The organism is Arthrobacter sp. P1_B9 (assembly GCF_056406495.1).
In genome coordinates this window covers 184,343-209,063 of record NZ_JBFUAA010000004.1, presented here as the reverse complement: position 1 = coordinate 209,063, position 24,721 = coordinate 184,343, and the positions used below count along the sequence as shown (strand labels likewise).

At 68.6% G+C, this 24,721-nt stretch carries 21 protein-coding genes; 14 read left to right on the top strand and 7 right to left on the bottom strand.

Going from position 1 to position 24,721, the window contains the following annotated elements; translation table 11 throughout:
• From AC1D1A_RS08155 to dhaM, 9 genes are all read left to right on the top strand, one after another.
• The gene (locus AC1D1A_RS08155; RefSeq protein ID WP_223914693.1) at positions 1 to 171 is read left to right on the top strand and encodes a hypothetical protein; all 171 of its coding nucleotides are present in this window, start codon (positions 1 to 3) and stop codon (positions 169 to 171) included.
• Positions 172 to 323: 152 nt separating this feature from the next.
• Entirely contained in the window at positions 324 to 650 is a 327-nt protein-coding gene (locus tag AC1D1A_RS08150) for a histone-like nucleoid-structuring protein Lsr2 (RefSeq protein WP_028276918.1), read from the top strand.
• A gap of 544 nt (positions 651 to 1,194) precedes the next feature.
• Positions 1,195 to 3,687 carry an ATP-dependent Clp protease ATP-binding subunit gene (locus AC1D1A_RS08145; RefSeq protein WP_028276917.1) on the top strand — a complete coding sequence of 831 codons (2,493 nt, stop codon included), beginning with the start codon at positions 1,195 to 1,197 and terminating at the stop codon, positions 3,685 to 3,687.
• Between the two features lie 252 nt (positions 3,688 to 3,939).
• Entirely contained in the window at positions 3,940 to 6,063 is a 2,124-nt protein-coding gene (locus AC1D1A_RS08140; RefSeq protein ID WP_476947489.1) for a S9 family peptidase, read from the top strand.
• A gap of 60 nt (positions 6,064 to 6,123) precedes the next feature.
• The gene (locus tag AC1D1A_RS08135) at positions 6,124 to 6,657 is read left to right on the top strand and encodes an amino-acid N-acetyltransferase (protein ID WP_476947488.1); all 534 of its coding nucleotides are present in this window, start codon (positions 6,124 to 6,126) and stop codon (positions 6,655 to 6,657) included.
• Between the two features lie 233 nt (positions 6,658 to 6,890).
• Entirely contained in the window at positions 6,891 to 7,172 is a 282-nt protein-coding gene (locus AC1D1A_RS08130; protein WP_476859503.1) for a hypothetical protein, read from the top strand.
• 157 nt (positions 7,173 to 7,329) lie between these two features.
• Positions 7,330 to 8,331, top strand: coding sequence for a dihydroxyacetone kinase subunit DhaK (gene dhaK, locus AC1D1A_RS08125; protein ID WP_476947487.1), 1,002 nt, complete (start codon positions 7,330 to 7,332; stop codon positions 8,329 to 8,331).
• Between the two features lie 2 nt (positions 8,332 to 8,333).
• Positions 8,334 to 8,966 carry a dihydroxyacetone kinase subunit DhaL gene (gene dhaL / locus AC1D1A_RS08120; RefSeq protein ID WP_223914688.1) on the top strand — a complete coding sequence of 211 codons (633 nt, stop codon included), beginning with the start codon at positions 8,334 to 8,336 and terminating at the stop codon, positions 8,964 to 8,966.
• Positions 8,963 to 9,634: a dihydroxyacetone kinase phosphoryl donor subunit DhaM gene (gene dhaM / locus AC1D1A_RS08115; protein WP_476849900.1), complete on the top strand. Its 672-nt coding sequence runs from the start codon at positions 8,963 to 8,965 to the stop codon at positions 9,632 to 9,634. The genes dhaL and dhaM overlap by 4 nt, the downstream gene beginning before the upstream one ends.
• Before the next feature lie 3 nt (positions 9,635 to 9,637).
• Here dhaM and AC1D1A_RS08110 read toward each other — a convergent pair whose 3' ends face one another.
• Both AC1D1A_RS08110 and AC1D1A_RS08105 read right to left on the bottom strand, forming a co-directional pair.
• On the bottom strand, positions 9,638 to 10,135 hold the full coding sequence (locus AC1D1A_RS08110; RefSeq protein ID WP_476849899.1) for a hypothetical protein: 498 nt from the start codon (positions 10,133 to 10,135) through the stop codon (positions 9,638 to 9,640).
• A gap of 16 nt (positions 10,136 to 10,151) precedes the next feature.
• On the bottom strand, positions 10,152 to 10,988 hold the full coding sequence (locus AC1D1A_RS08105) for an HhH-GPD family protein (RefSeq protein ID WP_476947486.1): 837 nt from the start codon (positions 10,986 to 10,988) through the stop codon (positions 10,152 to 10,154).
• A 275-nt stretch (positions 10,989 to 11,263) separates the two neighbouring features.
• On the opposite strand from AC1D1A_RS08105, the gene AC1D1A_RS08100 reads away from it, so the two are divergent.
• On the top strand, positions 11,264 to 11,980 hold the full coding sequence (locus tag AC1D1A_RS08100) for a hypothetical protein (protein WP_476947485.1): 717 nt from the start codon (positions 11,264 to 11,266) through the stop codon (positions 11,978 to 11,980).
• Positions 11,981 to 12,035: 55 nt separating this feature from the next.
• On the opposite strand, the gene disA is transcribed toward AC1D1A_RS08100, so the two are convergent.
• Positions 12,036 to 13,112 (bottom strand): DNA integrity scanning diadenylate cyclase DisA, encoded by a 1,077-nt coding sequence (disA, locus tag AC1D1A_RS08095; protein ID WP_018774911.1) that lies wholly within the window; start codon positions 13,110 to 13,112, stop codon positions 12,036 to 12,038.
• A 376-nt stretch (positions 13,113 to 13,488) separates the two neighbouring features.
• Here disA and AC1D1A_RS08090 point away from each other — a divergent pair, with 376 nt between their 5' ends.
• Complete coding sequence (locus AC1D1A_RS08090; RefSeq protein WP_028276909.1) at positions 13,489 to 15,102, top strand: peptide chain release factor 3; 1,614 nt, start codon at positions 13,489 to 13,491, stop codon at positions 15,100 to 15,102.
• Positions 15,103 to 15,274: 172 nt separating this feature from the next.
• A complete protein-coding gene (locus AC1D1A_RS08085) occupies positions 15,275 to 16,633 on the top strand; it encodes a protein kinase domain-containing protein (protein WP_476947484.1) in 1,359 nt (452 codons plus the stop codon).
• A gap of 59 nt (positions 16,634 to 16,692) precedes the next feature.
• On the opposite strand, the gene AC1D1A_RS08080 is transcribed toward AC1D1A_RS08085, so the two are convergent.
• Entirely contained in the window at positions 16,693 to 17,901 is a 1,209-nt protein-coding gene (locus AC1D1A_RS08080; protein ID WP_476859499.1) for a PucR family transcriptional regulator, read from the bottom strand.
• A 97-nt stretch (positions 17,902 to 17,998) separates the two neighbouring features.
• Here AC1D1A_RS08080 and AC1D1A_RS08075 point away from each other — a divergent pair, with 97 nt between their 5' ends.
• Positions 17,999 to 19,078 carry a ferredoxin reductase gene (locus tag AC1D1A_RS08075; RefSeq protein ID WP_028276907.1) on the top strand — a complete coding sequence of 360 codons (1,080 nt, stop codon included), beginning with the start codon at positions 17,999 to 18,001 and terminating at the stop codon, positions 19,076 to 19,078.
• A 13-nt stretch (positions 19,079 to 19,091) separates the two neighbouring features.
• On the top strand, positions 19,092 to 20,303 hold the full coding sequence (locus AC1D1A_RS08070; protein ID WP_243178328.1) for a fatty acid desaturase family protein: 1,212 nt from the start codon (positions 19,092 to 19,094) through the stop codon (positions 20,301 to 20,303).
• An 89-nt stretch (positions 20,304 to 20,392) separates the two neighbouring features.
• On the opposite strand, the gene AC1D1A_RS08065 is transcribed toward AC1D1A_RS08070, so the two are convergent.
• From AC1D1A_RS08065 to radA, 3 genes are all read right to left on the bottom strand, one after another.
• On the bottom strand, positions 20,393 to 21,028 hold the full coding sequence (locus AC1D1A_RS08065; protein WP_476849893.1) for a class I SAM-dependent methyltransferase: 636 nt from the start codon (positions 21,026 to 21,028) through the stop codon (positions 20,393 to 20,395).
• 16 nt (positions 21,029 to 21,044) lie between these two features.
• A complete protein-coding gene (locus tag AC1D1A_RS08060) occupies positions 21,045 to 23,171 on the bottom strand; it encodes a copper-translocating P-type ATPase (RefSeq protein WP_476947483.1) in 2,127 nt (708 codons plus the stop codon).
• Positions 23,172 to 23,328: 157 nt separating this feature from the next.
• The gene (gene radA, locus AC1D1A_RS08055) at positions 23,329 to 24,702 is read right to left on the bottom strand and encodes a DNA repair protein RadA (RefSeq protein WP_223914678.1); all 1,374 of its coding nucleotides are present in this window, start codon (positions 24,700 to 24,702) and stop codon (positions 23,329 to 23,331) included.
• Between the last annotated feature and the right edge of the window lie 19 nt (positions 24,703 to 24,721).

Below are 24,721 nucleotides of genomic sequence, written 5' to 3'. Positions count from 1 at the left end.
ATGGACTATATCGCCGTATTGCTGCCCCCCATCGTGGTGGGCCTGCTTTTCTGGTTTGCCATGAAATCCATATTCAATGCCGACAAATCAGAGCGGCAGGCAGAAGCCCGCGCCCATGCCGAGGCCGAAACTAGGGCCAAAGGACCGGAATCCGGGACCCTGGGAAGCTAATTACCCGAAAGAAGTAATAGTTCCCTATTGCCGCCTTAGGTTTTCCTTTGGACAGAGTTTTGCGCTTTGACTCCCTGCTGTAACGCGGAGGATACTTATTCCAGATACATCCTGCTTTTCTAAACGCTCGATCTTTGGAAAGAGAGTCCTTTATGGCACAGAAAGTAAAAATCATCCTCGTTGATGATCTGGATGGGGGATCCGCGGACGAAACTGTCCGGTTTGGCCTTGACGGCGTCAGCTACGAAATTGACCTGTCGTCAAGCAATGCATCAGAACTGCGCTCCGCGGTGGACCGATTTGTGACGCACGCGCGCAAAACGTCAAGCGGACGCGCCACGCGCACGAAAATTTCCAGCGGACGGAATCAGGACTCTGCCCAGATCCGCCAGTGGGCACGGGACAACGGCTATGCGGTAAACAGCCGCGGACGCATCCAGGCTGAAATTCAGGAAGCCTACCAAAAGGCTAATTCCTAGCAGGGCCCGGCGTCAGGCCGCAGTGCCGGGCCCGGCATGTGGGCGCAGTATCAAGCCGCAATCACGTTTCATGCCGTCGTAATCGAGCGTCTGTCAAATGCCAATGCCCCCGTTATCTGACGGGGGCATTGCCATGCCGGCGTCGGTGCGCCCGTCCGGCAGATCGGCCCGCCCGTCCGGCGATGAACAGGCTCCGCCGCCCATGTTCCTCCCCTGCAGCATTTCCAGGCATATGTCCCGCACGAAGTGAACCATTTGCCGACGGTGGCCGCTATGGGGCCAGGCTTAGCGGCCATCTTCGTCAATTCGGGCACCTTTGCCATGCCGACGGCGCCCTTCCGGCGGTGCGCCCGTCCACCCGGCTGGCCCGCTTAGCGGCCGGTTGCGCCCGTCCGGTGGGGTTCCGGGCGGTTCTTGCCCCTTGTCCGGGACCCGGTCCTGGCGCGGTTGCGCAACCCTCCGGTTTCCCCTGTGGCGAACAAGCCCCAAATCTGGAACCCGGCCACGTAGCATCAAAGTACGTCGTAGCTAGGAGTGTGGCGAAATGTTTGAGCGATTTACGGACCGTGCCCGTCGCGTAGTTGTGCTTGCCCAAGAAGAGGCACGCATGCTGAACCACAATTACATTGGTACCGAACACATCCTCTTGGGTCTGATCCATGAGGGTGAAGGTGTTGCCGCCAAAGCCCTTGAATCCTTGAGCATTTCGCTCGACGGTGTCCGCGAGCAGGTCCAGGAGATCATCGGCCAGGGCCAGCAGGCGCCCTCCGGCCACATCCCCTTTACCCCCCGCGCCAAGAAGGTCCTGGAGCTCTCGCTGCGCGAGGCGCTGCAGCTGGGCCATAACTACATTGGTACCGAGCACATCCTCCTCGGCCTTATCCGGGAGGGCGAAGGCGTTGCCGCCCAGGTGCTCGTCAAGCTCGGCGCAGACCTGAACCGGGTCCGCTCGCAGGTCATCCAGCTGCTCTCGGGTTACCAGGGCAAGGAAGCCACGGGCGCCGGTGTCGGCCCCGGGCAGGCTGAGGGGACCCCGGCCGGGTCCGTTGTCCTGGACCAGTTCGGCCGCAACCTGACCCAGGCGGCGCGCGAGAACAAACTGGACCCCGTGATCGGCCGCGAGCAGGAAATGGAACGCGTCATGCAGGTCCTTTCCCGCCGCACCAAGAACAACCCCGTGCTGATCGGTGAGCCCGGCGTCGGCAAGACCGCCGTCGTCGAGGGCCTGGCCCAGGCGATCGTCCGCGGGGACGTCCCGGAGACCATCAAGGACAAGCAGCTGTACACGCTGGACCTCGGGTCCCTCGTGGCCGGCTCCCGCTACCGCGGCGACTTCGAAGAGCGCCTGAAGAAGGTCCTCAAGGAGATCCGCACCCGCGGCGACATCATCCTGTTCATCGATGAGATCCACACCCTGGTGGGCGCCGGTGCCGCCGAAGGCGCCATCGATGCGGCCTCGATCCTGAAGCCCATGCTGGCCCGCGGCGAACTCCAGACCATCGGTGCCACCACGCTGGACGAATACCGCAAGCACATCGAGAAGGATGCCGCGCTGGAGCGCCGCTTCCAGCCGATCCAGGTCAAGGAACCCTCCGTCGCGCACGCGATCGAGATCCTCAAGGGCCTCCGCGACCGGTATGAGGCACACCACCGCGTCACCATCACCGACGGCGCCCTCGCCTCGGCGGCGGCCCTTTCCGAGCGCTACATCTCGGACCGCTTCCTGCCGGACAAGGCAATCGACCTGATCGACGAGGCCGGTGCGCGGCTCCGCATCCGCCGCATGACTGCCCCGCCGGAGCTCAAGATCATGGACGAGAAGATCGCCGCCATGAAGCTGGAGAAGGAATCCGCGATCGACGCGCAGGACTTCGAAGGCGCCGCGTCGCTGCGCGACAAGGAGCAGAAGCTCATTGCCGAGCGCGCCGAAAAGGAACGCCAGTGGAAGACCGGCGGCATGGACGACATCTCCGAAGTTGATGAAGACCTCATCGCTGAAGTGCTGGCGAACTCCACCGGCATCCCGGTCTTCAAGCTGACCGAGGAAGAGTCCTCGCGCCTGCTGAAGATGGAAGACGAGCTCCACAAGCGCGTGGTCGGCCAGAACGAGGCCATCAAGGCCCTGTCCCAGGCGATCCGGCGCACCCGTGCAGGCCTCAAGGACCCCAAGCGTCCGGGCGGCTCGTTCATCTTCGCCGGCCCCACCGGCGTCGGCAAGACCGAACTGGCCAAGGCCCTCGCCGAGTTCCTGTTCGGCGAGGAAGACGCCCTGATCACCCTGGACATGTCCGAGTACTCGGAGAAGCACACGGTGTCGAGGCTCTTCGGTGCCCCTCCGGGCTACGTGGGCTACGAGGAAGGCGGCCAGCTGACCGAGAAGGTCCGCCGTCGTCCGTTCTCCGTGGTCCTGTTCGATGAAGTGGAGAAGGCGCACGCCGATCTCTTCAACTCGCTCCTGCAGATCCTGGAAGACGGCCGCCTGACCGACTCCCAGGGCCGCGTGGTGGACTTCAAGAACACCGTGATCATCATGACCACGAACCTCGGCACCCGGGACATCTCCAAGAGCGTTGCCACCGGCTTCCAGTCCGGCACGGACACGCAGACCGGCTACAACCGGATGCGGGCCCGGGTCACGGAAGAGCTCAAGCAGCACTTCCGCCCCGAGTTCCTGAACCGTGTTGACGATGTTGTGGTCTTCCCGCAGCTGACGCAGGACGAGATCATCGAGATCGTGGACATGTTCGTCGCCCGCCTGGAGAAGCGCCTCAAGGACAAGGACATGGGCATCGAGCTCACGTCCGCGGCCAAGGTGCTCCTGGCGACCCGCGGCTACGACCCCGCCATGGGTGCCCGGCCGCTGCGCCGCACCATCCAGCGCGAGATCGAGGACCAGCTCTCCGAGAAGATCCTCTTCGGCGAACTGCACTCCGGCGACATCGTCGTGGTGGACGTCGAAGGCGAAGGCGACGACGCGAAGTTCACCTTCGCCGGCAACGCCAAGCCGCGCATCCCGGAGATCGCTCCGAGCGTCTAAGCACCATCAACAACGGCCCCGCTGCCCCGAAAGGGACGGCGGGGCCTTTGCGTTGCCCGCCGTCGTGAACCATTTGCCAGAGATGGCCGCTATGGGACCTGGCTTAGCGGCCATCTTCGGCGGGCGGTGGGCGGTGTCCGTGCTGAAGCGCCAGGGCCCGTCCCGCATGATTCGGGAGCCCTATCTGAAAGCAATGTTTCACTCTTAGTGAACGTTTTGTGATCGATGCCACATACGGTGTTGAATCGGTGCATGGCTGCTAAGGACTCAGAGACCCTGAGCGAACAACCCGAGACCCCCTTCCACGATCTGGACCACTACCTCGCGATCCCCAGAGTGAGCGGTTTGACGCTGAGCCCGGACGGCGCCCGGCTGGTGACCACAGTGGCGACACTCGGCGCGAAGGGCGCCGAATACTGCACCGCGCTGTGGGAGGTGGATCCGGGCGGGGCCAAACAGGCCCGCCGGATCACGCGCAGCGCCAAAGGGGAAGCCGGTGCGGTGTTTGCCGCCAACGGCGACCTGTACTTCACCTCGGCCCGTCCCGATCCGGAGAGCCCCGAGGCCGACCCGGTGAACGCCCTCTGGATCCTGCCGTCCGACGGCGGCGAAGCCCGGGTGGCCTTGTCCCGGGCCGGCGGAATCGGCGGGGTCCACGCCGCCAAGGACGCCGACACCGTGGTGGTCGCGGCCTCGGTCCTGGCCGGCTCCACGGACGAGGACAATGACGAGGAACGCCGGAAAGCGCGCAAGGACAACAAGGTCGCGGCCATCCTGCACAGCGGCTACCCAGTCCGCTACTGGGACGCGGACCTGGGCCCGGCGCAGCCGCGGCTGTTCGCCGTCGAACCCGGAGGCCCGTTGGAGGCCGGAAAGCCGGCCACCGTCGACGCCGCGCCGCCGCTGAATCTGCGCAACCTGACGCCCGACGCCGGAACGCGGCTCAGGGACGCCGAATCGGTGCTCAGTCCGGACGGCACGACGATCTACAGCAGCTTCGCCAAGCCCCTCGCCAACGCCGATTCACGTTCCGTGCTGGTCGCCATCGACGTCGCCACCGGCACCCGCACGGTCCTGCTGGACACGGAAGGCCTGAGCTACTTCCCGGGCCCGGTCAGCCCGGACGGCCGGAGCCTGGTGGTGGTCAGCGAAAGCGACACCACGCCGCTGGCGGCGCCGCAGGTCAAGCTGCACCTCCTCCACGTCACTGGCCCGGCGGCAGGGGGCAGCGCCCTGACGCCGCTCGCCCATGACTGGGACCGCTGGGCCCGCCCCGCCGCATGGCTGCCGGACGGATCGGCCCTGCTGGTCACCGCCGACGAGGACGGCGCATCGCCGGTATTCCGGATCGGTGTGGCCGGAGACCCGGACGGGGCGGCCCAGGTACTACGCCTGACGGCCGACGCCGCGGCGTACACCGACGTCGTCGTCGCACCGGACGGACGCAGCGCCTACGCCCTGCGCAGCTCCTACGAATTCCCCGCCGAACCTGTGCGGATCGACCTCGCCTCCGGTGACGTCGTCCGCCTGCCCGCGCCCGCGGAACGCCCGCACTTCAAGGGCACGCTGGAGCGCGTGGAGACGACGGCGGCCGACGGCGCCCGTGTGCCCGCGTACCTGGCCCTGCCCGAGGGCGCGTCCGCCGCGGCCCCGGCCCCGCTGCTGCTCTGGATCCATGGCGGCCCGCTGGGATCCTGGAACGCCTGGACGTGGCGCTGGAACCCGTGGCTGCTGGTGGCGCGCGGCTACGCGGTGCTGCTCCCGGACCCTGCCCTTTCCACCGGCTACGGTCAGGACCACATCCAGCGGGGCTGGGGGGAATGGGGCAAGGCTCCGTTCACCGACCTGATGGCCATCACCGACGCCGTCGTGCAGCGCTCCGACATCGACCAGACGCGCACGGCCGCCATGGGCGGCTCGTTCGGCGGGTACATGGCCAACTGGGTGGCCGGGCAGACGGACCGCTTCAAGGCAATCGTCACGCACGCCAGCCTCTGGGCCCTGGACCAGTTCGGCCCCACCACCGACGCCGCGCAGTACTGGCTCAAGGAGATGACGGCAGAGATGGCGCTGGAGAACTCCCCGCACCTGCACGTGGAGAACATCCGCACTCCCATGCTGGTCATCCATGGCGACAAGGACTACCGCGTGCCGATCGGCGAGGGACTCCGGCTCTGGTACGAGCTGCTCGCCAAGTCGCAGCTGGCGGCGGACGGAAACGGTGAAACGGACCACCGTTTCCTGTATTTCCCGGACGAGAACCACTGGATCCTGCAGCCGCAGCACGCCAAGGTCTGGTACGGCGTCGTGGAGCACTTCCTGGCCAGGAACCTGCTGGACAAGGACGTTCCCGTCCCCGACGAACTAGGTCTCTGACGGCCCGGGGCCGTGCCGGCAGGGAGCCGGCCGCGCCCGGGGCACCCGTAAGATTGGGCTGTGACTGAGACCGTGACTGAGACCGCCACTGAGACGATCCGCATCCGCCCCGCCCGCACCGACGACGTTGGCGCCATCAAGACCCTCGTGGCGCCGCTGGCTGACCAGCGGATCCTCATGGCCAAGGAAACCGTGGCCTATTACGAAAGCCTGCAGGAGTTCCGGATCGCAGAATCCGAAGACGGCGAGGTGATCGGCTGCGGGGCGCTGCACGTCATGTGGGAGGACCTCGCCGAGGTCCGCACACTGGCGGCCTCGGACGCCTGGCGCGGCAAGGGCGTGGGCCACGCGCTGGTGGAGCGCCTGCTGGAGGATGCCCGCGCGCTGGGAGTCTCCCGGGTCTTCTGCCTGACGTTCGAAGTGGAGTTCTTCAAGAAGCACGGCTTTGACGTCATGGCTGACCAGACCGCCGTCGACCCCGTGGTGTATTCCGAGCTCCTGCGCTCGCACGACGAAGGCGTGGCCGAGTTCCTGGACCTGGCGCGGGTTAAACCGAACACGCTGGGCAACACCAGGATGATCAAGGAGCTGTAGCCCCCGCCGGGTTGCGGCTGCGCCCGGGCCAGCGAGGGCTGCGCCCCGGCCGGCGAGGGCGGCCCCGGTCGGCGAAGGCGGCGTCCCGGCCGGCGAAGACGGCGCCGGCGTCGGCGGCCGCCAGGAACTCGACGTCCACGCAGGGCTTCCCTTCAATAAATTTGATGGATAAACTGATGCCGGCCCAGGGGGTGGGCCGCCATACTTCCGGAGGCAAAAAATTGCACAAAGCCGTGATTTTTCCCGATCTCTCCGCAATCCACAGGTCAATCGCCAGCGCTCCGGCAGGGCCGCCGGACCAGCCGCTGGAAGCGCTGCCGCCCGAGCCCGCCAACCACTCCTCGCCCGGCGCCGGCGCCGGCGTGACGGGGCAGACCGCCGGGGCGGTATCTGCCGCGTCAGGACCGCCGGCCGCGTCCCGCGCCCGCAAGGGCCGGCTCACCGCGCCGCCGTTCTCATGGCTGGGCGTGGATGCCTGGCCGCATTCTCCGGCGTGGGCCGACCAACAAGCCTGAAGCGCGTGGGTTCGGAACGCACGGCCACAACCCCGCCGCCCCGGGATTCGCAGCCCGCCAGGGAGCCCGGGCCGGGGGAACGGGGAGCCTACCGCCGGCCGTGCCCCGGTAGTAGGGTCTAAGCAAGCAGCCAGGACACCATCCAGGGAGCACCGCCATGAAGAAACTCATCAATGATCCCAAAGCCGTGGTCGACGAGTCAGTGGAAGGGTTCGGGCTTGCTCACGCCGACCTCGTGACCGTCTTCCCGGACCCGAAGTACATCGTGCGCAAGGACGCTCCCGTCGCAGGGAAAGTCGGGCTCGTCTCCGGCGGCGGCAGCGGACACGAGCCGCTGCACGGCGGGTACGTGGGCCTGGGTATGCTCGACGCCGCCGTCCCGGGCGCCGTGTTCACCTCTCCCACTCCGGACCAGATCCTGCCGGCCACGCTGGCCGTAAGCGCCGGCGCCGGCGTCGTGCACATCGTGAAGAACTACACCGGTGACGTCCTGAACTTCGAAACCGCCGCCGAACTCGCGCAGGCCGAAGGCGTCGAGATCCGCACCGTGCTCGTCAACGACGACGTCGCCGTGGAGGATTCGCTGTACACGGCCGGGCGCCGGGGCGTTGGCGGCACCGTCCTGGTCGAGAAAATCGCCGGTGCGGCCGCGGAGCGCGGTGACAACCTGGACGCCGTCGCCGCGATCGGTGACCGCGTCAACCAGAACGTGCGCAGCATGGGCGTGGCGCTGTCCGCCTGTACCGTTCCGCATGCCGGGGTGCCCAGTTTTGAGCTCGAGGAAAACGAGATCGAGATCGGCATCGGCATCCACGGCGAACCGGGACGGCACCGCATCCCGATGGAAAACGCCGACGGCATCACCGACCGGCTCCTGGATCCGGTGGTCAGCGACCTCGGCCTTGCTTCCGGGGACCAGGTGCTCCTGTTCGTCAACGGCATGGGCGGCACCCCGCAAAGCGAGCTGTACATCGTCTACCGCAGGGCCGCGCAGAAACTGGCCGAGCAGGGCGTCACCGTGGCCCGCTCCCTGGTGGGCAACTTCATCACCTCCCTCGAAATGCAGGGCTGCTCCATCACTGTCCTGCGCCTCGATGACGAGATGACAACGCTCTGGGACGCTCCAGTGCACACTCCGGCCCTTCGCTGGGGCGTCTGACCGTGGGCTTGGACGTCGGCTGGGCGGTGCGGTGGCTGACGCTTTCGGCGCAGGCCATGGCGGAACACCGGGTGGAACTGATCGAGCTGGACCGGCCCATCGGGGACTCGGACCACGGCGAGAACATGGACCGCGGCTTCAGGGCCGTGATGGACAAACTTGCCGAGGCGCCGCCGGAAACCCCGGCCGCGGCGCTGAAACTGACGGCCATGACGCTGATGTCCAAGGTTGGCGGGGCGGCCGGCCCGCTTTACGGCACGGCGTTCCTGCGGGCCGCCACGGCCCTGGGTGAGAGCTCCGACGTCGACGCCGCCACCCTCGCCGCCGCGCTGCAGGCCGCCCGCGACGGGATCGTCGCCCGCGGCAAGGCCGAATCCGGCGACAAGACCATGGTGGACGCCTGGACTCCCGCGATCGAGGCGGCCGCCGCAGCGGCTGGCGACGGCGACGGGGACGTCAGAAAGGTGCTGCTTGCCGCGGCGGAAGCCGCCGAAGCCGGCGCCGTGTCCACGGATCCGATGCTCGCCCGCAAGGGCCGGGCCAGCTACCTGGGGGAGCGCAGCATCGGCCACCGCGACCCCGGAGCGGTCTCCAGCGCGCTGATTCTGCGCGCCGCGGCCGGAGCGGCCGAATGACAGTCCGGCTTGTGGTCGTCTCGCACAGCTCCAAGATCGCGGACGGCGCCGTCGAACTCGCCGCGCAGATGGCTCCCGACGTCCTGATCCTCCCCGCCGGCGGCACCGACGACGGCCGCATCGGCACGAGCCTGGACAAGGTCATGGCGGCCCTGGAGCAGGCTGCCGGTGACGGTGTGGTGGTGCTCGCCGACCTCGGCTCCGCGGTGATGACGGCCGAGTCCGCTGCGGAGTTTGCAGCCGATCCAGGCTCGGTGCTGATTGCTGACGCGCCCATCGTCGAAGGACTCGTCGCGGCCGCGGTGGCTGCCCAGGCAGGGGCCGAAGCGGCAGCGGTGAAGGACGCGGCCGAGGCCGTCTACCGGCCCCCCGCCCATCCCGCGGAGGCGGGGCATGTGCACCAGCAGCCGCCGGACGCCACCGGGGACTTTGTGCTCGTCAACCAGACCGGCATGCATGCCCGGCCGGCAGCGAAGATCGCCGGAGGCCTGTCCGCCATGGACGCCGAGGTGACCGTGAACGGCGCCGATGGCGCCTCCATGACCGAGCTCATGATGCTTGCCGCCGGCAAGGGAACCGTCCTGCACGTGGAGGCCAGCGGCCCGGACGCCGCCAAGGCTGTCGACTACCTTGAACGCCTGGTCGGCTCGGGGTTCGGAGAACCGTAAGCGCTAGGGTGCCTGGCGGAGGCCGGCCGCGTCGAGCACCACGCTGGCGGTGATGAAGGTTCCGCACTGCTCACCAAACGGGTGTGCCGCCCGGGGCGTGAACGCCGCGGTCCTGGCCGGCAGCGGGTTCCCGGCGGTGTCCGTGCCCGTGGCCGTCACCTCGATCCGGCTGGCGCTCAGCGTCTCCATCATCAGCATTCCGGTCAGGGTGCCGTCGGGCGAAGAAGTGGCCGAGCAGACGCCGTCGCCGCCGTAGGGGCCCGGCTCGCAGCCTTGGTCCACGGCCGTGCTCCCGGGAACCAGTTCGAGGTCCGCCTCCTTGCAGCGGCCGTCCTGGCACGCGGCCAGATGGATGGTCCGCACTGACGGGGCGTACTCCCGGTCCACCGTGAGCGACACAACGGGCGCCTGGGCGATCGCCGGGCAGGCGGCCTCCGGCCGGCACGCGACAGCCACGACTGCGGTGAGGACCAGCACGGCCGCGGCCGCCAGCTTGCGCATGCTCCAGCGTAGATCCTCAGCCCGGGAGCCGGAAGCCGCCCTGGTGCAGTTCGGCGAGGCCGTCGCCCAGCAGCCCTGCCATCGCCCGTTCCAGCTGCTCGGGGGCCGCGTTGAGCCGGTGCAGGGCCGCGAGCGGAATGCCGATGCCCTGCGGTTCGAAGCCCAGGTCCGCGGGAGCCTGGTGGAACAGGACCGGCGCCACGGGCTCCTCGGCCGCCCGCAGGACGGCCATCACGGCGCCGCGTACGTGCCGGTCCGTGCCGTGCCAGGCCTGTCCCTTGGGCGTGTACGTCGGCGCCGGCTCCCCGGCCGCCAGCCAGGCGCAGGACTCCCGGACAGGGCACTGGCCGCACTTGGGGGTCCGCGCAGTGCAGACCAGGGCGCCGAGTTCCATGACGGCGGCGTTCCAGCGCACCGAGGCGCCGGGGCGTTCCGGAAGCAGCGATGCCGCCAGCCGCATTTCGGCGGCGGTCAGGGCCTGCGCCGGCAGGGCAGAGCCGGTGACCAGCCGCGCGTGGACCCGGCGGATGTTCGTGTCCACCACCGTTTCGCGGCATCCGTAGGCGAACGCGGCGACGGCCGCGGCCGTGTAGCTGCCCACGCCCGGCAGGTCCAGGAGCTCGGTGTAGGTGCCGGGGACGGCCCCGCCGTGGCTGTCCCTGATGGCGACGGCGGCAGCATGAAGGCGCAGGGCGCGCCGGGGATATCCCAGCCGGCCCCAGGACCGGACGGCCTCCCCGGCGGGTTCGCCGGCCAGATCTGCCGGTTCCGGCCAGCGGCGCAGCCACTCCTCCCAGACCGGCAGGACCCGGACCACCGGCGTCTGCTGGAGCATCACTTCGCTGACCAGCACACCCCAGGGCGAGCAGTCCGCGGCCCGCCACGGCAGATCCCTGGCGTTGGACGCGAACCAGTCATCCAGGGCCGCATGGAGCGCTGGGAGATTGTCGGCACGGCCGGGCGCCCCGGCGGGCAGGGGGTCCCGCGGTGCCGCGGCGGATACGGGGGGCGTGGGGGTTAGAGTTTCGATCCATTCAGCGTAATAGATCGGGGTAACGGATCGGGACGGCGTCAGGTCCCGCGGCGTGGTCGGGCGCCATAGCCCGCGCGGTTCTCTAGGCTAGAAGAATGGTCAGGCAAGGCACTTCAGGTACGGGCGGTTCGCGGCCGAAAGGTTCGGCCCCGGGGCAATCCGGGCGCAAATCCGGACGGCCCCCGCTGCGCCGGGTCTACCGCCGCCGCCGGCTGTTTGCAGGGGTGGTCCTGCTGCTCGTCATCGCCGTAGCCTTCGGCGGCTTTGTGGCGGTCTCGAATGCCATGGGCGGAGGCCAGTCTGCCGGCGCCCAGCCGTCCGGGGCAGGAGCGTCGCCGGCGGCCAGCCCGGCTGGCTCCGCGTCGGGGAGCCCGACGGCGTCCGGGGAGGCTTCGGCCTCACCCACGGCCACATCGGGGGAGGGCTGCGAGCAGAATCTGATCACCGTTACGGCCGCCACCGACAAACAGGCTTACGCCGCCGGTGAGAAGCCGCTGCTGAGCCTCACGGTGACCAACAACAACAAGGTCCCGTGCGAGGTCAACATCGGGACGTCGCAGATGGAGTACATGATCACCAGCGGCTCGGACCGGATCTTCTCCTCCAAGGACTGCCAGGCGGAGAGCGCGGACCTGATGAAGACCATTGCTCCGGGCAAGAGCGAGACGGCGAACTTCCCGTGGCAGCGCAACCGCACGGTGCAGGGCTGCGAGCCCGTCGAGGCCACGCCCGGTGCCGGCGGCGCCTACTACGTCTTCACCGCGCGGCTGGCGAACAAGAACAGCCCCAAGGCCGTGTTCCAGCTCAGCTGACCCGCATAACTCCTGTTACCCCCCCGATTACCCCCCGGTGGGCTTGTGGAGGGGGTTAGAGGAAGCGGTCCAGCAGGCTGGCCTCGGCCATGCGGCTCAGGCCCTCCCTGACGGTCCTGGCACGCTGGTCACCGATCCCGTCGACGGTCATGAGGTCATCGATTGTTGCCGCCATCAGGAACTGCAGGCCGCCGAAGTGGTCGACGAGCCGGTCGGCGACGGCCTTCGGCACGGCCTTGAGCCCGGAGAGCAGGCGGTAGCCGCGCGGCTGCACGACGGCGTCGAGGTTGGCCTCGCCGCCGGCGAAGCCGACGATCCCGGCGATCTTGCCCAGGTCGATCAGCTCGGTTGGGCCCAGGCTGACGAGGGCCTTGACCGCTTTGTCGATGTCCTCCGCTGTTGCGGCCGGCCCGGAGTAGTCGCGGATGATGACGTCGCTGCCCGGGCCGCGGCCGACGGTGAGCTCGTCCAGCTGCAGCGAGAGCAGGCGGCCGTCCTCGCCCAGTTCCAGGACGTACTGGGAGATTTCCTCGGAGATCCTGCGCACCATTTCCTGGCGCTGCAGGGTGACCGCGACGTCACGGACCGTCACCATGGCCTCGATTTCCAGGGCCGAGAGCGAGCTGGTGACCTGGTCCAGGCGCGAGCGGTAGCGTTCCAGGGTTGCCAGGGCCTGGTTGGCGCGGGCCAGTACCTTTTCGGAGCCCTCCAGGACGTGGCGCAGCCCGTGCACGTACAGCGCGATGATCTGCATTGACTGGCTGACCGAAATGACCGGGACGCCCGTCTGGATGGCCACGCGTTCCGCGGTCCGGTGCCTGGTGCCCGATTCCTGCGTTTCGATGCTCGAATCCGGGACGAGCTGGACCGCCGCGCGCAGGATGTTGCTGGCATCCTTGTCGCAGACGATGGCGCCGTCCATCTTCGCCAGTTCCCGCAGCCGGGTGGGGGAGAAGTCGATGCCGATCTCGAAGCCGCCCGAACAGATGGACTCGATGGTCCTGTCGATGCCCAGCACGATCAGCGCGCCGGTCCGGCCGCGGAGGATGCGTTCCAGGCCGTCGCGGAGGGCTGTGCCCGGTGCCACCCTGGCCAGGGTCGCCTTGAGCGCATCTTCAGGGCTCCGAGCCATAGATTTCCCTTCAAAGGTGCAGGGACGAGCCTGCAAGTGCGCCGGATTCCAGGGTCTCCCGGCAGGATCAAAGTACTCAGTTCCCCGCTCTCCCCATGATAGGGGTAAAGCAAGGCCACTTCCGCACAGGCAAGCCTTAAAGTGGTCCATTGCGGCGTGCCGCCGCGGCCCTCCTGAAGGGCTGCCCGGGGCGCCGTCCGTGACGGCATTTTGGCGCCGCAAGGCCGCAGCTTCGCGCCCGGGCCTCGCGCGGCTTCATGCGCGGTCCGGCCGCAGCTTCGACCGTGGTCCGCGGCCTGCGATAAACTTGGATCCTTGGGTGTACCGCGGGCTCTCCGCGCCGTGACCCGTCCACTGTCGCAGCGAAAGTAGCATCGTGTCTCAAGAAGTCCTCAGCCCCGCCCGAGTCCAGGAGATTCACAAGCAGGCGGCCCGGCGCCGGACTTTCGCGGTCATTTCGCACCCCGACGCCGGCAAATCCACCCTGACGGAGGCCCTGGCGCTGCACGCAAAGGTGATCGGCACGGCCGGCGCCTCCAGCGGAAAGGCCAACCGCAAGGAGACGGTCTCGGACTGGATGCAGATGGAAAAGGACCGCGGCATCTCCATCAGCTCTGCCGCTTTGCAGTTCGCCTACCGGGACACCGTCATCAACCTTCTGGACACCCCGGGCCACGCCGACTTTTCCGAGGACACCTACCGCGTGCTCGCGGCCGTGGACTGTGCCGTCATGCTGGTCGACGCAGCGAAGGGCCTGGAAACCCAGACCATGAAGCTCTTCGAGGTCTGCAAGCAGCGCAACCTGCCCATCATCACTGTCATCAACAAGTGGGACCGGCCCGGCCTGGACGCCCTGGCGCTGATGGACGAGATCACCGAGCGCACCGGCCTGCAGCCGATGCCGCTGACCTGGGCTGTTGGCATCTCCGGCGACTTCCGCGGCGTCTGGGACCTGCGCAACGACCGCTTCGCGCAGTTCAAGCGCAACAACGCCGGCGCCAACATCGCCCTCACCGAATACTTCACCCCCGACGAGGCCGCCGCCAGCCAGGGCGACGATTGGTCCAACGCCGTGGACGAGGCCGGGCTGGTCATCGAATCCAACCTGGCGTTCGACGTCGCGGCCTTCCACGCCGGCAAGGCGACGCCGATCCTGTTCAGCTCGGCCGCGCTGAACTTCGGCGTCAAGGAAATCCTCGACGCCCTCGTCGACTTCGCCCCGCCCGCTGCCCCGCGGCCCGACGTCGACGGCGACCCCCGCCCCGTGGATGCCCCGTTCGCCGGGTTCGTCTTCAAGGTCCAGGCCGGCATGAACAAGGCCCACCGCGACCACGTTGCCTTCATCCGTGTCTGCTCCGGCATGTTCGAGCGCGGCATGGTGGTCACCCAGACCCGGACGGGGAAATCCTTCGCCACCAAGTACGCCCAGCAGGTTTTCGGCCGCGAACGCGAGGTGATCGACGAGGCCTTCCCGGGCGATGTGGTGGGGCTCGTGAACGCCTCCTCCCTCCGGGTGGGGGACAGCCTGTTCCTGGACCAGCCCGTGGAGTTCCCGGCGATCCCGCTGTTCGCCCCGGAACACTTCCAGGTGGCGCGCTCCAAGGACCCGAGCCGGTTCAAGCAGTTCCGCCGCGGCATCGAACAACTCGAGCACGAGGGTGTCATCCAGGTGCTCCGCTCCGACATCCGCGGTGACCAGGCGCCCGTTCTTGCCGCCGTCGGCCCCATGCAGTTCGAAGTGGTCGAGGACCGCATGGCGCACGACTTCAGCGCCCCGATGCGGCTGGAGCGGCTCCCGTATTCCATGGCCCGGATCTCGACCGCCGACGCCATGCCGGCGCTGGCCAACGTCCCCGGCGCCGAAGTCCTGTTGCGCTCCGACGGGGAATACCTGGCCCTGTTCAACGACGTCTGGGCCCTGCGCCGGATCGAAAAGAACCACCCTGACCTCACCCTGGTGCCGATCGGGACCCACAACCCCGCAAAATAGCCCAAGGCGGCGGACCGAAAGGGTCCCGGGAAGTCTTCCGGAATCCGGTTTCCGCGTTATGATAAGTAAGCTTGCTTATGGTGCGGGTGCCGGGATTTGTCCCGGCTTTGGACTGATCCGCCCGCTTCCAGCGGCGGCCCCATTAGAGGGACCACGTAGACCTTTGACAACCATGGACCCCGGTTTCCTGCTCAGCGGGCGCTACCGGATCGAAGAACTCATTGGCAGGGGCAGCCAATCGAGCGTGTACCGTGCCACGGACGAGGTCCTGGGGCGTGAAGTGGCAGTCAAACTCTTCCGCGACGGGACAGTGGACGAAGAGCGGACCCGCAGGCAGGCCGATGAGGTGCGGATCCTGGCGGGGATGGCCCACCACGCCCTCGTGACACTGTTCGACGCCGGCACGGACCTTAGTGACCCGACCCGCCGGCTCAGTTATCTGGTGATGGAACTCGTCCGCGGCCCCGACCTGCGCCGCCGCTCGGCCGAGGGCCCGCTGTCGGCGGCCCACATGGCGCTGATCGGACACGATCTCGCCGACGGTCTTGCGCACATCCACCACCACGGCATCATCCACCGGGACGTCAAGCCGGCCAACATCCTGCTCGTGGACTACAGCGTCGAGGACCGGCGCGCCCGCGCCAAACTCAGCGACTTCGGTGTGGCCATCACCATCCGCGAAGGCCACCACGGCGACCCCGATGACAGCTCCGGCACCCCGGCCTACCTCAGCCCCGAACAGGCGGCCGGCGAACCGGCTGGCCCCGCCAGCGACATCTATTCGCTGGGGCTGGTCCTGCTGGAAGGCCTGACCGGGAAAATGGCCTATCCCGGCGCGCCGGTGCAGTCCGCCCTTGCCCGGCTGCTCCACGACCCGGACGTCCCCGAAGACATCGCGCCCATGTGGGCGGCCCTGCTGACCTCCATGCTGGACAGGGATCCGGCCGCCCGCCCGCCGGCCCGGGAAGTGTCCCTGGCCCTGCGCCAGGAAGTCATCAACGGCACAGGACGCCGCCGCCGGGACCCGGCCGCGCTGTTGACCGACGAAGAAGGGCGCATGCGTGCGGTCGAGCGGTACCGGATCCTGGACACTCCCGCGGACGGCGTCTTTGACCGGATCGCGGCGTTGGCCGCACGCATGTTCTCGGTGCCCGTGGCGATTGTCAGTGTTGTGGACCATGACCGCATCTGGTTCAAGTCCCACCACGGCACGGATGTCACGGAAATCGGCCGGGACCCCGGATTGTGCGCCTCCGCCGTCCTGCAGGGCGATGCCTGGATTGTCCGGGACGCCGTCAACGATCCCCGGACGCTGGCCAACCCCCTCGTGGCAGGCGAGTTCGGCCTGCAGTTCTATGCCGGGGTGCCGCTGCGCACTCCGGACGGCTACAACCTGGGCACCTTCTGCATCCTGGACCGTGAACCCCGCGAGTTCAGCGATGAGGACACTGCCGCGCTGGAGGACCTGGCGGCGCTCGTGATGCACGACCTGGAGCTGCGGCTCCACAGCCGGCGGGCGCTCGCCGGGTAACCTGCGGTCCGCCGGCGGGCGCTCGCCGGGTAACCTGCGGTCCGCCCGACGGGCTTGGCCTACCGCCGGCCGGCGTGCAGGGCCAGTTCGAGTTCGAAGCGCGCCGTTGGGTCCTCGAGGGCGTCGCCAAAGAGCTCGCGCAGCTGCGCTGCCCGGTAGCCCACGGTCTGCGGGTGGATCCCGAGCTCGGCGGCCACGGGCGCCCGCTGGCCCCAGTGGCGCAACCAGGAGAGCAGGGTTTCGGCGAGCCGGTCGCGCTGTGCGGGCCGGAGCCCTTCCAGCGGCGCGAGCCGGCGGTTGGCGAGTTCGGTGATCGCCGAGGGTTCTGCACCGAGAATCACCTGCGCCAGGTGCTCGTCGGCCCAGATCGGGGGGTCATCCGGTCCCTCCCGCGGAGGCAGTGCTGCGGCGGCCAGCACGGCCAGCCGCAGCGAATCCGGAACCCTCTCCCAGCCCCCGGCCGGTCCCACGGAAGCGCCGCGCCCCTTCAGGGCACGGTCCAGGTCGTCCCGGGCGGAGCGCGACATCCGCGCCGGCACCAGGGCGACAACATCGGTCTCGCGCTCAATCACAAGGGTGCCCGGGCCCAGGCGCAGCCGCAGCCCGGCCGCGCGGTCCAGCGGCAGCGTCACCACCGCCATGCGCTGGGGCAGGGACCAGTCCGCCATCGCCGCCGTCTGGCGCAGCGCCGCCTCGTCGGCCTGGCCGAGCAGGAGCAGGTCCAGCAGTTCGGTGCGCCGCCGGTCCACTGCTCCGGCCCGTTCGGACTGCTCAAAGGCGTAGGCCTCGGCGCTGACCGCCGACAGCTCATCGATGTACGCGAGGATCGATTCGCCCAGATCCACCACGACGCCCTGGCCCAGATGATGTTCCACTGAGACTTTGGACATCTCCCGGAACGTCACGCGGGCGCCCATCCGGTAGGCGCTCAGGAGCGCGTCCATGCTCCGCCCCTGCCGGAACTCGCCGCTGCCCAGCCCGGCCACCAGGTCCCGGCTTTCCTCGGACAGCGCCGGCAGCCGGGTCCCGGGCAGTTGCAGGAAGCGGTCCAGTGCCGCGGCCACGCCCCTGCGCAGCCCCCTGCCAAAGCGCCCCTCGATCGGCCTGGCGTACGCCGGGACGAGCTGCGGGACGGCTTCGATGATGGCCTCCACAATGCCGGGCATCCGCGGCCGCAGCATGTCGCTGACCTCCCGCGGCAGGGCCAGCCAGGGAGGATCGTAGGCGGGGGTGGGGCCGGCAGGCTCCCGGGCAGGGGATGTGTTCATGAACAGTCCGATGAGTTGTTGCGGCGGGATAGTTTTCTTGAGTCGATCGTATGCCTTGGGTGAAGAAGTATGGCGCAATCTGACATAAGCTTGATGAATGATCCGGCTCCGTAAGCTGGCGCGCGCCGCATCTCTACTGACCACCCCACTAGCTCCAGAAGACATTCTGTCGCTGTTCAATCCTGTGTTTTCCGCCCGCCAATTGCGCGGCGTAGTCACCAGGGTGGTTCCAGAAACGGCCGATTCCGCCACCATTTTCTTCCGTCCCGGCCGCGGCTGGCAAGCACATCTTGCCGGCCAGTGGGCCCGTATTGGCGTCGAGCTCGACGGTGTCCGCCACTGGCGGTCCTACTCGCTCAGCGCCCCCGCCGGACAGGACCCGGCAATCACCGTGACCGACATGGGCGCCGTCTCCGGGGCCCTCGTGCGCGGCACCAAGCCCGGCGACGTCCTGTTCCTGGCGCCCCCGCAGGGCGATTTCGTCCTGCCCGAGCATCCGCGGCCGCTGCTCATGCTCACGGCCGGCAGCGGGATCACCCCGGTGATGTCGATGATCCGCACGCTCGTTCCGCACCGCCCGGATTCGGACGTCGTCCTGATCCACACAGCCCGCACCGCCGCGGACACCATCTTCCGTGAAGAACTCGCCGAGCTCGCCGACCAGTTCCCCAACCTGCGCGTCACGCACTGGTTCACCGGTGAGAGCGGACGGCTGGACTTCACCTCGGCCGCCGACCTGGACCGGCTCTGCCCGGACTGGCGCCAGCGCGCCGCCTACGCATGCGGTCCGGAAGGGTTCCTCAACGACGCCGAGGCGCTGTGGGAGGCCGAAGCGGAGGACGCCCAGCAGGCCGCGGCCAGCTCGGGCACCCTGACCATCGAACGCTTCAGCACCAGCCTCGCCGGCGGCGCCGGGCACGACGGCGGCCTGGTCACCTTCGAGGCCTCCGACCGTGAAGTCGAGGCCGATGGCGACACCCCGCTGCTCGATGTCGGCGAGGACGCCGGCATCCTCATGCCCAGCGGCTGCCGGATGGGTATCTGCCACAGCTGCCTCATCCCGCTGCGGGCCGGCCACGTCCGTGACCTGCGCACCAACGAAGTGCACGGCGAGCCCGGCCAACTAATCCAGACGTGCGTGTCGGCAGCCGCCGGCCCCGTTAACCTCGACCTCTGAGGAGTATCACCGCATGACGATTGTTTCCAACAAACCGGACCTTTCCGACGCCGACACCCCCGCCACCAGCGGTTCAGCCGACACAGCGAAGGTCGTCACGGTCGCGAAGACGCGGCCCGGCGCCCTCGCCGAGACCGGCAGCCCGCTGCTGCGTCCACCCGCGGCCGCCCACCTCTCCGACGAGCAGGTGGCGGAGCTGGGGCGCGAACTCGACGCCATCAAGGATGACATCCTCGCCAAGCGCGGGTCCGCCGATGCCGCCTACATCCGCCGCATGATCAAGATCCAGCGCGGCCTGGAGCTCTCCGGCCGTGCCCTGCTCCTTGTCAGCAAGAAGAAGCCCGCCTGGTTCGCCGGCACCGCGCTGCTGAGCTTCGCCAAGATCCTGGAAAACATGGAACTTGGGCACAACATCCTGCACGGGCAGTGGGACTGGATGCGGGACCCGGACATCCACTCCACCACCTGGGAATGGGACTTCGTCACCCCCGCGCGCTCCTGGCAGCACACCCACAACGATCTCCACCACCGCTGGACAAATGTGGTCGGCAAGGACAACGACATCGGATACAACCTGCTGCGGATGGATCCGGACCAGAAATGGACGCCCTTCAACCTGGGCAACCCGCTGTACAACGCGCTGCTGGCACCGGTCTTCGAGTGGGGCATCGCGATCTACGACCTCGAACTGGTGGACTACAAAGAGGGCCGGAAGTCCAAGGAAGCCCTGACCAAGGACCTGAAGGCCCTCGGCCGCAAGGCACTGACGCAGTTCACCAAGGACTACGCCGCCACTCCCGCCGTCGCCATGCTGACCGGTTCCGGCAAGCAGGCCCTCTACGGCACGCTGACCGCCAACGCCGTCCGCAACGTGTGGGCGCACGCAGTGATCTTCTGCGGCCACTTCCCCGAAGGCACCGACACCTTCACCGAGGAAATGGTAGAGGGCGAGACCCGGGGTGACTGGTATGTGCGGCAGATGATCGGCTCGGCCAACATCTCCGGCTCCAAGTTCATGCACCTCATGACCGGCAACCTCTCGCACCAGATTGAGCACCACCTGTTCCCGGACCTGCCCTCGAACCGCTACGCGGAGGTGCAGCCGAAGGTGCAGGAGATCTGCAAGCGCTACGGACTGCCGTACACCACGGGTCCGCTGCTGAAGCAGGTCGGCTCCACGTGGGCGAAGATCTTCAAGCTGGCCCTGCCGCCCAAGAAGGCCTAGCAAATCCAGGCCGGCTCAGCCGGAGCGAAATCATGAGAGGGGTGTCTGCCATCGGGGCAGGCGCCCCTCTTCGTTGTGCCGGGGCGGGGTCAGGATTTGCCCGCCATGCCGAGGACGTGGGCCAGCCGCGGATTGCCGGGAAGCACCGAAAAGCCGAAGCGCTCGATGCCCTGCACGCTCAGGCCTGCCGCGGCGATCATGGCTGCGGTGTCACGGTTCGGGTGGCATCCGCCTGCCATCCGGCCCCACAGCGGTGTGAGCAGGTCTTCGGCGGCCCCCAACAGGCGGTGCGCTGAGCGGACATGTTCGTAGAACAGCAGCAGGCCGCCGGGGCGCAGGACCCGGACCACCTCCGCCAGGGCGAGGGGCGGGTCCGCCACGCTGCAAAGCACCAAACTGGAGACGACGACGTCGGCCGAGTCATCCGCCGCCGGCAGCGCTTCCGCCACGCCGTCCCTCACCGTGACGGGCACAGGCGCCTTTCCGGCGGCGGCGAGGGCCAGCGCACGGAGCGTGGGGTCCGGTTCGAGGGCCAGCACGCCGGACACCGTGGAAGGGTAGAACGGGAAGGTGGCCCCGTAGCCCGCCCCGATTTCGATGACGAAGCCGTGCGCCGGCGCGACGAGCCGGCGGCGGTGCTCTGCTGCGCCGCGGGCGTCCATCCGCGGACCCACCCGGGCATACGATCTCCCGAATGATGACTCACGGCGGGTGGTTTCCGGCATGGGGGCCTCCGCCAGCTCAGCTGACCGCGGCCGGGTTGAGCTTGAGCCTGCGCAGCAACTGGGCGTTCAGGGCAACCACAATGGTCGACGCCGACATCATCACGGCGCCCGCGGCGGGGGACAGGACAATTCCGGCGAAGGCGAGGACACCGGCAGCCAGCGGCACCGAGATGATGTTGTATCCGGTGGCCCACACGAGGTTTTGCCACATCTTCCGGTAGCTCGCCCTGGAAAGATCGAGCATTGACAGCACGGCCCGCGGATCGTTGCCGGCCAGGACCACACCGGCGGATTCCACGGCCACGTCCGTGCCGCCGCCAATCGCGATCCCCACCTCCGCCCGTGCCAGCGCGGGGGAGTCGTTGACGCCGTCGCCCACCATGGCCACCTTCAGCCCGCGGCCCTGGAGCTCCGCCACTTTCTTGTCCTTGTCGGCGGGGAGCACCTCGGCGAACACTTCGTCGATGCCGAGCTCGGCGGCGACGGCGTGCGCCACCTGCCGGGCGTCGCCGGTGACCATGGCCACCTTGATGCCGCGTGCCTGCAGGGCCCGGACGGCCTGGCGGGACTCGGGCCGCACGGCATCCTCGAGGCTGACAGCACCCAGGACCCTGCCGCCGTCCACGACATGGAGCACCGCTGCGCCGCGCTTCAGCCAGGCGCCGGTCGTGGCGGCCAACTCCGGCGGCTCCTGCAGACCCAGCTCCCGGAGCAGGGCCGGACCGCCCACCTGGACCGTGCGGCCGTCGACCGTGGCGCGGACTCCGCGGCCGGTCAGCGACGTGAACCCGTCCGCCGTCGGAAGCTTCAGTCCCCGTTCCCGGGCGGCGGCAACGATTGAGCGGGCCAGGGGATGTTCGCTGTCGGCCTCCACGGCGGCCGCGAGTGCCAGCACCGTATCCTGCGCGGCGTCTTGGCCGGTTGTTCCCGCGTCTGCGGCGCCGACTTCCTTGAGTTCCGGTTCGCCCCTGGTCAGGGTTCCGGTCTTGTCGAACAGCACCACATCGACTGTCCGCATGCGCTCCAGCGCCATCCGGTTCTTGATCAGGACGCCCGCCCGGGCGGCGCGCTCGGTGGAAATGGCGATGACGAGCGGGATGGCAAGGCCGAGGGCGTGGGGGCAGGCGATTACCAGGACCGTCACGGTGCGGGTGACCGCGTCTCCTATGCTGCCCATCAGGGTCCAGAAGATGAACGTCAGGACGCCGGTGCCGGCTGCGAAGTAGAAGAGGAAGGCCGCAGCCCGGTCGGCCAGGGCCTGGGCCCGGGAGGAGGACGCCTGCGCCTCGGCCACGAGGCGCCGGATCCCGGCGAGGGCCGTGTCCTCGCCGATGGCCGACACCCGGACCCGCACGGAGTTGTCAGTGGCGATGGTTCCGGCCACCACGGGATCCCCCGGGGCCCGCAGGACGGTTTTTGATTCGCCCGTGATCATGGATTCGTCGAATTCGGCCTGCCCGCCGCTGACGGTGCCGTCGGCCGGCATCCGGCCGCCGGGGCGGACCAGGATGGTGTCCCCGGCGCGGAGTTCGGCGAGGCTGACGGTCTCCGTGCCGGCGGCCGTGACGCGTTCCGCTTCGTCGGGCAGCAGCGCCGCCAGGGCATCCAGCGCACCCTGCGCCGAGCCGAGGGCGCGCATCTCGATCCAGTGGCCCAGCAGCATGATGGGGACCAGCAGCGCCAGCTCCCACCAGAAGTCGAGATCGAAACCGCCGATGCCGAGGCTGGTCACCCACGAGGCGATAAAGGCGACGCTGATGGCCATGGCAATCAGCAGCATCATCCCCGGTTTTCGCGTCTTCAGTTCATTGAGTCCGCCCTTGAGGAACGGACGGCCGCCGTAGAGGTAGATCGCCGTGCCGAACACCGGCGGGATCCACGCTGAGCCGGGGAAGGCGGGAGGAGCGTAGCCCAGGAGTTCCGCGAACATGGGGCTGAAGAAGACCACCGGCACGGCCAGGGCCAGTGACAGCCAGAACCTGTCCCTGAACATCGCGACGCTGTGCCCGGCATGCTGGCCGTGGCTGTGTACCGTGTGCTCATCCGCGGCGGAGCCCACGGCATGGTTGCCGTGCGGCGTCCCGCCCGGGCTGTGGTTCCTGAGGCCCTGGTCCGCGCCGGGGCTGCTGTGCCGGTGTTCCATGGTGTGTGCTCCTGACGGATGCTCAGTCATCTGCGGCTACGCCAAACATACCCCCGGGGGGTATCTTTGGCAAGAGGGCATTTCCAGCCTCAGCGGACCTCGATAACGCCCATCATCCCGAGGTCCCAGACCACCAGACCACCCGGCATTTGCGGCGTCAGCTGATCAGCAGTCCCAGGGCCTCGGCCAGGTGGCCGACCTCGCGGACCGAGAAGCCCGCCGGAACCGGTCCGTGCCCGTTGGGGCTGGCCGGTACCACGGCATGGGTGAAGCCGAGCCGGTGCGCCTCCTGGATGCGCTGGTTGATGCCGGGCACCGGGCGGACTTCGCCCGCCAGGCCCACCTCGCCGAAGGCTATGAGCCGCTGGGGGAGCGGCTTCCTGGCCTTGGCCGAAGCCACCGCCAGGGCCACTGCGAGGTCCGTGGCGGGTTCGCTGAGCTTGACCCCGCCGACCGTTGCCACGTATGAGTCGTCCTTGTTCAGCAGGCAGCCGGCGCGCTGCTGCAGGACGGCCAGCAGCATCGCGACGCGCGAGCTGTCGAGCCCGCTGGTGGCGCGGCGGGGCTGGGAGCTGGCGCTCTCGGCGAGCAGCGCCTGCACCTCGGCCAGCAGCGGCCGGCGGCCCTCCAGCGTGACCGTGATGCAGGTTCCCGAAACGGGCTCCTTGGTCCGGGAGACGAACAGCCCACTGGGATCGGCGAGGCCCTCGATGCCGTCCTCGTTCAGATCGAAGCAGCCGACGTCGTCGGTGGGTCCGTAGCGATTCTTGACCGCGCGCAGCAGCCGCAGCCGCGAGTGCCGTTCGCCTTCGAACTGGCAGACGACGTCCACGAGGTGTTCCAGCAGCCGGGGCCCGGCGATGGAGCCGTCCTTGGTCACGTGCCCGACCAGCAGCGTGGTCATGTTGCGGCGCTTGGCCGCGGCGATCAGGGACGCCGCCACCTCGCGCACCTGGGACACGCCGCCGGCGCTGCCCTCGACGTCGGCGCTGCTGAGGGTCTGCACGGAGTCCACCACCAGCAGGCGCGGCTCCAGCTTCTCCACCTGCCCCAGGGCCTGCCCCAGGTCAGTTTCGGCGGACAGGTACAGGGATTCGGCGACGGCGTCGATCCGGTCCGCGCGGAGCTTGACCTGGGCCGCGGATTCCTCACCGGTGATGTAGAGGACGTCCTGCGCCGTGCGGGCGAACTTGGCCGCAACGTCCAGCAGCAGCGTCGACTTGCCCACCCCGGGCTCGCCCGCCAGCAGGATCACGGCGCCTGGCACCAGCCCGCCGCCGAGCACACGGTCGAGTTCATCCACGCCGGTGGGCAGGAAAGCGGCGGTAGTGGCGTCGACGTCGGCGATCCGGCGGGCCGGTTCCAGGACCGTCGTGGCCGCCGTCGTCCGGGCGACGGCGGTGCCGGTCTCCTCCACGCTGCCCCACGCCTGGCACTCGCCGCAGCGGCCCACCCACTTGGCCGTCGTCCAGCCGCATTCGGCGCATTTATAGCCGGGCGCCTTCGGCCCCCGGGAAGTCTTCGTAGCCATTGGTCCACACTATCGGGGG